This is a genomic window from Serratia sp. A07, from assembly GCF_058725505.1.
This window is the reverse complement of record NZ_JBZXDO010000022.1, coordinates 84,669-91,272: the sequence shown is the minus strand read 5'-3', so window position 1 is coordinate 91,272 and position 6,604 is coordinate 84,669. Positions and strand designations below refer to the sequence as shown.

Here is a 6,604-nt window from a genome sequence, read left to right as displayed (position 1 = left end):
ATTGCGCCTGCGCCGCCAGCCGCTCCGGCGTCAGATAGCGACGCTGCCAGGCGGCGTAATCCGGGTATTGCAGCGTCGGCAGCGGCAGCGGATCGGCATCGCCGCGACGGAAAGCGCCGTACAACGCTCCCAGTTCACGCAGCAGAATGCCGGTCGACCAACCGTCGGAGACGATGTGATGACAGGTGAGCAGGAACAGGTGCTCCTCATCCGCCAGGCGGATCAGCGCGGCGCGCACCAGCGGCCCCTGCGTCAAATCGAACGGTTGAGTGGCCGCCTGACGGCACAGCGTGTCGGCTTGCGCGGGGTGACGTCGCAGATCGTGGAACGCAAGCGGCAGCCCGTTTGCCGGCAAAATCTGCACCTGTGGCCGATCTTCCCGGGTGATGAACCGGCTACGCAGCGATTCGTGACGCGCATAGAGCGCATCCAGACTATGTTGCAGCGCCTGCCGATCCAACCGGCCGTGCAACCGCAGCGCCAGGGGGATATGGTAGGTTTCGCTCATCCCCTCCAACTGGGTCAGGAACCACAGGCGTTGCTGGGCGAACGACAGGGGCAATTCGCCGTCGCGCGCCACCGGCAGTATCGGCAGCGGTTCCTGAGCCGGCGCAACTTCCAGCGCCTGCGCCAGCACGTGCAGTACCGGGCTGGCGAACAGCGCCTGCAACGGTAACTGCCATCCGGCCTGTTGCACGCGGTTAGCCAGGCGCACCGCCATCAGCGAATGCCCGCCCAGTTCGAAGAAGTGGTCATAGCGACCGACGCGCTCTACGCCCAGCAGCTCGCGCCAGATTGCCGCCAGCAGGTTTTCCGCCTCGCCCTGCGGCGGCGCATAGGCTTCACGCACATAGGCGTCGACCTGCGGCACCGGCAGAGCCCGCTTGTCCAATTTGCCGTTGCCGGTCAGCGGCAACGCCTCCAGCCAAACGTAAGCCACCGGCACCATATAATCCGGCAGCCGCGCCTGCAGATGCTGACGCAGCCCGGTCGCCAGCGTAGCGCGTTCGGCTTCCGGTGCCGGAACCACCCACGCTACCAGTCGCTTGCCCCCGGCGCCATCGTCAATCGCGTCCACGGCTACGCTGCGCACGCGCGGATCGGTACTCAGCTGTGCCTCCACCTCGCCGCATTCGATGCGGAAACCGCGGATTTTTACCTGCTGGTCATTGCGCCCCAGGTATTCGATATCGCCCCCCGGCAGATAGCGCGCCAGATCGCCGGTACGATACATGCGCGCACCCGGCGCCCGGTTGAAAGGATCATCGAGAAAACGTTCCGCCGTCAATTCGGGCCGGTTCAGGTAACCCCGCGCCACCCCTTCGCCGCCGACGTAAAGTTCGCCGATCGCCCCCATCGGCACCGGTTCGCCGTCGGCGCCCAGCAGATACAAGCGCAAATCCGGGATGCGGCTGCCGATCGGACTGGTGGTGATCGCCGTATCCTGCGCCGACAGCGGCCGATAAGTCACATGCACCGTGGTCTCGGTGATACCGTACATATTGATCAACCGCGTCTGCCGGTTCTCTGGACGAGCAAACCACGGCGCAAGATCGGAAGGCTTCAGCATTTCGCCACCGAACACGATCTCGCGTAGCTGCTGGCGCGCTTCGCTGTGCGCCTGAGCCTGGATAAAGGCTTTGAAGGCGCTCGGCGTCTGGTTCAATACCGTGATGCCGCTGCGGCAGACGAAATGATAAAAATCCGGCGCCGAGCGGGCGATCGCCTGCGGTACGATGAACAGCTGGCCGCCATACAGCCAGGCGCCCCAGATCTCCCAGACGGAGAAGTCGAAGGCGAATGAGTGGAACAGGCACCACCTGTCGGCGGCGCTGAAGTTGAACCAGGCGTTCGTCGCGCTGAACAACCGCGCGACCTGCCGGTGCTCCACCATCACCCCTTTGGGTTTGCCGGTCGAGCCGGAGGTATAAATCACATACGCCAGGTGCGCCGAGCGCACCCCGACGTCCTGCAGATCGTCGCTTTCCCCCGTCAGTGGCTGTTCCAGCGCCAGCACCGGCACCTCGCAGTCACCCAGCGCTTGTCGGCCGAGCTCATCCGCCAACAGCAGCACCGGCGCTGAGTCCGCCAGGATGTACTGTAGCCGCTCGCCGCTATAGGCGGGATCCAGCGGCACATAGGCGCCGCCGGCTTTGAGGATCCCCAGCAGCCCGACCAGCATCGGCAGCCCGCGCCCGGCGCACAGCGCCACCAGGCTGTCCGGCTGCACGCCAAGCTGTACCAGCCGATGGGCCCAACGGTTCGCCTGGGTATTCAATTCCGCGTAGGTCAGGCTGTCATCGCCATACGTCACCGCGATCGCCTCCGGCGTCCGTCTGACCTGTGCTTCGAACAACCGGTGCAGACAAACCGCCGGCGAGTGTGAAGCGACGGTATGGTTGAGGCCCTGCAGCAACTGCGCGCGTTCTTCCTCGGAAACCAGACTGAGTTCGCCGACGGTGCGACGATGAGAACCCACCCTCACCGCATCGTTGAGCAGCATCAGCAGATGTTGCGTCGCACGCAACATCTGTTCGTCAGCCACGGAGGCGGCGTCGTAAACCCAACGGAAAGCGCCGTCAGCCTTGCAGATTTGCAATACCGCGCGCGAGCCGGAAGCCATGATGGCGGCAACCCCCTCGTCTTCAGGCTGCAACCCCTGCGCCGAGCGCCGGCTGACGATCGATACCGCCGTCGGCCAAGTCTGAGGCGCTCGCAGGTCCGCATCGCGCGTCAGCAACGCGGGATGATAATCGGCATGAGCGCGCAGCTGGCTATATTCCTGTTCCAGCGCGGCCAACGCCTGCTGGAAATTGCCGGTGTGATCAACAGAGACCTGCAGCGGCAGCACGCGCGCGCTCAGGTGGGCCCAACGACCCCAATTCCGATCGTCCGGGGTGATCCACCCCAGCTGAAAATCGGTTTCATTGCACATGCGCGCCAGATAAAGGGTTGCTGCCGCCAGCACCTGTTCGCCGGCAATTTTTTCCAGGCGCTGCCAGGCCGTCGCCTGCCAGCGTGCGGGAAGCTCCGCCTGGCGGCCAGGCCCCGGCGGGAACGGCGCCGGATAATAACGCGTCAGACGCGGTTGCCAAAAAGCGGCGCTATCGGCGCTGGCGCCATACGCCGCACCTAACAGCGAGGCTTCGGCAGCGTTAATCGTCGGCAAGACCGAGCCGACAGACAGGCCGCAGGCCTGCGCCAGCGCATCGCCTGGCTGAACCGATCCGTCGGCACGCAAGAACGGCCCGACGCGCACCACGCCGGGGTTCGCGGCAATCACCCAGCCGTCGGCCTCGACGTGCAGCAGGGTACCGGGCTCGGCCTGCCGCTCATCGCTCACCGCCTGCAGCGCCGTCACGCCCAACACGCGCTCCGCCAGCAGTATCTTCGCCGCGCATCCCGCGCCATGGCTCAGCGAGCTCACCAGGCGCTGCAGCGCCTCAGCCGGGCGATCCCAACGAATGATGCCGCCGGCAGGCGGTTGCCGACGGTTGGTGTAAAAGCTGCCGCCGGCCTCGGTATCCGCCAGCGCCGCCACTTGCCGATCCAACGCCTCGATCGTCCCCGCCGTTGATGCGTTCAGCGCCCGTAAAATAAACTGGAAACGGCGCTGCAAAACATCCAGATCGCCTAATGAATTTGCATAAGCGGCGTCAGAAAAAGTGACGTCCAGCTCATTCGCCTGCTGGTCTTCATACAGCATAATCTGTAGATCGCCGGACGGAATATTCCCGCCATAATACCAACGGGTGCGGCATCCCCAGAAAGGATCGCCGTGGTCGAAAGAAACAATGTTAATTGAAGGGCCAAACCAGGCGGAATCCGTCGCGCCATTGTCACGCCGAATGTCCTCCCCACGATATAATTGATGGCGAACCACTTTTGCTATTTCGGCCGCAACCTTTTGGATAAATTCGGCCAGGCTCAGCTGGGGTTCAACCTTGATAATCAAAGGGACAACGTTAGAGGTCATACCAATACTGTTTCGTTCTCTCGTCCCGGTCACCGGCATGCTGAAATTAAGATATTCACTGCCGGTCAGGCTGTAGAAACATAATGCTACGGCGGCGGCCAATATATGTGCGCGGTGTACGCCGATATTGTCGGCTTGTTGCTGCAGCTGATCCAATGCCTCTTTTTCCAGCAGCTGCGTGTTGCGGTTCATCGCGGCGTCCGGGGTCAATATGGCTCTACGCGACAAACTCTGCGGCGCAGCGGCAGTATATTCCCGCCAAAAAGCCTGATCGGAAGAAAAGCGTGAGGAGTCGCGGTATTTGATGTCGTTTTCATAAAGCAGAGAGAAATTGCAGTTGGCGAATTCAGGGATGACGCCGCCGGACGCCAGCGCGTTATAGTAGGCCGCGATGCGCCGCATCACTTCCTCGGCACTGCGGCCGTCGGTGATCATATGGTGGAAACGCCGATAGAGGACATAGCGCTGCGGGGCGAGCGTAATCACATAAAAACTAAAAGGTTCCTCTCCCGTGGCGCGGCGCGGCAGCGCCGCATCCGCCACCATCCAGCGTCTGGCCGTCTGCAGGGGATCGGGTTCCTTACTGAGATCGAGTGTGAACAGCGGCTCATGGGTGCGTGGCGCGCGGTATTGATAAAGCTCACCGTCTTTTTCCACAAAATGCGCTTGCAGAGCCGGCGTTTCTTCCACGATGGCATCGATGGCTTGCCGCAGCAGCTTAACGTCGAGAGGCCCGTCAACCTGCCCATAGCCCCAGATATTGAACGACAACTCTTTGGAAATGTTTTCCCCCAGCCAGAGTTCACGCTGGGCGATAGTCATTTCATGCAGTTCGACTTTCTCCGCCGCAGCCTGAGCACCGGTACGGAATTCCCCACTCTTCACATCAGTTTGTTTGTTCATAATATTCTCTAGCACGTTTTCATTACGTTAATGAAAGGGACCGTCCGGATTTAGGCAAAGCCTGGCCGTCCGACAGTTCAAGTCAGAATAAAAAACCGTAGAAAAGCTGGGTCTCCCCCCAACTAAGAAAGAATGAAATGGTTAATCCAGAGGTTCCCCCCTGTGCCTCAATTTGTAGAGCTGTGAAGTATAGGAGAGGATATTTTTTTTGGCGAAATGTGCGAAAGGGAATAAATGACCATTTTATTTCCCCGATATTACTCAGGGATGACGAGCGTATTCCTCTTGTATTAATCCGATATAATTAGAGAGAAATTCATATTCTTTTGTATTATTCACCACAGTTAATGTGCAACAATACTTACGATAAGAGCCTCTCCATATCAATAAGTTATACTTTATTGTTTTAATGATAATAATTTATTGCTCAATTAATTCATTACCATTAAAAATGAACGGCAATTTTGCCCGCGGCGCATCTATCGTTTTTTGTTATAACGATGGGAAAAATTATGCTGAAAAATTTCTTCGTTTTTTCGGGCGCTCATCGACGGCACCGTTCCCAACGACAGACAATGTAAAATGGGGCGGCAGAGCCCGCCCCGAGAGGTCTTACCACATCAGCCGGCCGATCAGCGGCGCGGCCACCACCGTGATAATGCCGGCCAGCATCATCACCAGGCTCGACACCACGCCCTCCTGCGGCCCCAGTTCATAAGCGCGGGCGGTGCCGGCGCCGTGCGACGAGGCGCCAAACCCGGCTCCCTTGGCCAGGCGGCTGCGCACCGCCAGCCGCAGAAACAGAATGTCGCCCACCGCCATGCCGAACACCCCGGTGATCACCACGAACAGCGCCACCAGATCCGGCTGCCCGCCCATCTGTTTGGCGGCCTCCAGCGCGAACGGCGTGGTAATCGAACGCACCGCCAGGCTGCGCTGCACCTCTTCCGGCAGCGTCAGCAGGCGCGCCAGCCACACCGAGCTGTACACCGCCACCAGCACCGCCGTCGTTACCCCGGCGGTCAGCGACAGCCAGTGGCGGCGGATGATGTGCAGATTCTCGTACACCGGCACCGCAAAGGCGATGGTCGCCGGCCCCAGCAGCCACAGCAGCCAGTGGGTTTCACCGATATAGTCCTGATAGGAGATGTGGGTGACCACCAGCAGCAGCACCAGGATCATCGGCGTCAGTACCAGCGGCATCAGCAGTAACGTGCGGCGGCGGCGGTACAGCTTTTTGTTGGCGAAGTAGAGCGCCAGCGTCGCCAGAAAGCAGGCCAGGCTGAGGATAAAATCATTCATGGCGCTGCTTCCGTCGCTGCAGCCAAATCTCCAGCCGATACACCCTGTCCACCACCAGCCCGGTGGCGCCCAACGTCAGCATGGTGCTGACCGCGATCACCAGAAAGATCTTCCAGCCCTCGACCATCAGCAGCTGGGCATAGTTGACCACCGCCACCACCGCCGGCACGAAGAACAGCAGCATTTCCGCCAGCAGCCAGCGGGAGCCGGCCTTGACCCAGCTCAGCGGCAGAATGCGCAGCAGGATCAGCGCCAGCAGCATCAGCATGCCGACGATATTGGCGGGGAGCGGCAGGTGGAATTGTTGCACCAGGCGATCGGCGATCAGGAACAGCGCCGCATACAACGCCACCTGAATCGGCACCTGCAAACGGGTCAGCAGGGAGGGGGCAACGCGGCGTAACGCCAGAGACATGGAAGATG

General features: G+C 60.8%; 3 protein-coding genes. All 3 read right to left on the bottom strand.

Annotated elements, in window-relative coordinates; translation table 11 throughout:
- Nucleotides 1-4,879: amino acid adenylation domain-containing protein (locus AC4PR2_RS19525; RefSeq protein ID WP_492175377.1), on the bottom strand; the 4,879-nt coding region annotated here is incomplete at its 3' end.
- 612 nt (nucleotides 4,880-5,491) lie between these two features.
- Nucleotides 5,492-6,181: an LrgB family protein gene (locus tag AC4PR2_RS19520; protein WP_004936833.1), complete on the bottom strand. Its 690-nt coding sequence runs from the start codon at nucleotides 6,179-6,181 to the stop codon at nucleotides 5,492-5,494.
- Nucleotides 6,174-6,596 carry a CidA/LrgA family protein gene (locus AC4PR2_RS19515; protein ID WP_004936830.1) on the bottom strand — a complete coding sequence of 141 codons (423 nt, stop codon included), beginning with the start codon at nucleotides 6,594-6,596 and terminating at the stop codon, nucleotides 6,174-6,176. The genes AC4PR2_RS19520 and AC4PR2_RS19515 overlap by 8 nt, the downstream gene beginning before the upstream one ends.
- Nucleotides 6,597-6,604 lie beyond the last annotated feature (8 nt).

Excerpts from the sequence above, each read along its gene's own strand:
- AC4PR2_RS19515 (WP_004936830.1), bottom strand. The coding sequence starts at position 6,596 with ATGTCTCTGGCGTTACGCCGCGTTGCCCCCTCCCTGCTGACCCGTTTG.
- AC4PR2_RS19520 (WP_004936833.1), bottom strand. The coding sequence starts at position 6,181 with ATGAATGATTTTATCCTCAGCCTGGCCTGCTTTCTGGCGACGCTGGCG.